Genomic DNA, 1,752 nt, shown 5'->3' with positions numbered 1-1,752 from the left:
TTAAAACTATAATCAGTTATTGAAACTCTTTTAACGTTTGCTCATATTTGGCAATCTGCTCATCGTATCCTTCGATAGTTTCATTAAATTTAGCCATTAAAGCTTCAAACTCTTGTTGCTGCTTCTGTTTCATTTGCTGCATATCAACCACTTGTTGGGCTTCTATTTGTTCCCATACCTGATGCTGAATGATCAAACGGGCAAGTGCCGGACTTTTTGCACTTACTCTGCCAGCAATCTCTGCATGCTCAAATAACTGCGGAACCAAGGTCGCCACATTGATTAATGTATCAGAATCCTCTGCGCTCAGCGGTGTTGTCACCGGTTGATATAAGGCATCCATGGTTTGCTGATAGCGTTCTATGATTTGGTCCTCGGTCAACATAACAGGTTTACGCGGCTCAAGACTGATGCGTTTCAAAACTTTTAAATCACGCTCACCAACTTCAGTGCTAGTATTGACATCTACCTCTGCATTTACATTTGGATCACTGTCTATCGCGTCAATATCGATATTCGATGACACCACTTCTTCAGAACTGGTAGCAGTAGTATTTGCAATAGGAGCGGTATTATCGGTCGCTACTTCGTTATTACTATCTGTATTTTCACTATTATTAGTACTCAGTAATAATAGTTCCTCACTGTCTGATGCATCTGCTGCTTGCAATGACTCATACTCTGCTTGCAATCGTCTCTGTAAGCTCTGCGCTTGTGCGACATATATCGGCTGAAATTGATCTATGCGCGCCGCAGCTGAGTCACTTTTTGGCATAGGCTGACTGTCTTCTACGCTTGTTTTTTCACTGGTTTGACTGTCATCAGCTACAGGCGCTGTGTCAGACTGCTGACAGCCTGTCAAAAACAATACTCCTGACAGTGCGACTACAAGCAAAGTCGGTGGATAGCGGGTATCAACATTAGGCTTTACTGACAAAAATTTAAACATGAGAGTGCATATCCTTTGGTAAAGCAAAATTATTAAAGGGTAAATTACCATTGCGGTTCATTGTTTTTTGATTTTTAGCAATACAATTAACTGTTAAATCGTCCAATATAGTTATCCAGTATTCATTCAACTGACCTGTATCTCAATTGCTATATAGTTTAATCGTTCTATAGCTCGGTTAGGACTTCTCATAAACCAAGCTTACTGTTACTTTTAAAAATTAGATGACTGATGCACCATCAGTACTTTCTGCCTTAATAGGCTGCTCTGTCAAAAATGGAATACAAGCTTCCAACTCTTGGCAGTTCTGACCACGCTGACGACGTACAAAATAGTCTTGTACCATGCGTGCCTGCTGCTCAATACCATATTTAAAAAATGATTTACCTGTTTCTAACACGTAGTCGTATTTTCGGTTGATGATCGCTCCGCGCACTACCTTTAGCCCTTGCTGCAATTGCCATACATGGGTCAGCTCATGTATCAGCCAACTTTGCTTACTCAATGATGACTGGCTAAAATCCGTAATCCAATCGACTGAATTAAAGTAAATATTGCCATTGGGGCTAACGGCATAATGTTTTAGTACCCACCACGCTGTCTTTAACTGCACTTCGTCGAGTTTGATACTATTACCAAATACTGAATACGCCAACGCTATCTCGCCAGCTGTCAGATAACGTGACTGCTGCTTGCCCGTATCACTACGCAAGTAACGATTGAATAAGCGTTTGAGAGTCGGTTCAGACATCGTTAATGCAATACCTTATATTTGATAAGCCATTTTTAGTGTTTAATAGTTA

At 40.6% G+C, this 1,752-nt stretch carries 2 protein-coding genes; both read right to left on the bottom strand.

The genetic code is table 11. From position 1 onward, the window contains the following. Positions 1-16: 16 nt before the first annotated feature. Positions 17-949, bottom strand: a complete 933-nt coding sequence (locus CXF61_RS11885; RefSeq protein ID WP_165598336.1) for a hypothetical protein — start codon at positions 947-949, stop codon at positions 17-19. A 220-nt stretch (positions 950-1,169) separates the two neighbouring features. Then, positions 1,170-1,700, bottom strand: a complete 531-nt coding sequence (locus CXF61_RS11880; protein ID WP_165598335.1) for a type IV secretion protein Rhs — start codon at positions 1,698-1,700, stop codon at positions 1,170-1,172. Between the last annotated feature and the right edge of the window lie 52 nt (positions 1,701-1,752).

It is taken from the genome of Psychrobacter sp. 4Dc (genome assembly GCF_002836715.1).
Lineage (GTDB): Bacteria > Pseudomonadota > Gammaproteobacteria > Pseudomonadales > Moraxellaceae > Psychrobacter.
This window is presented reverse-complemented; position numbering and strand designations above follow the sequence as displayed.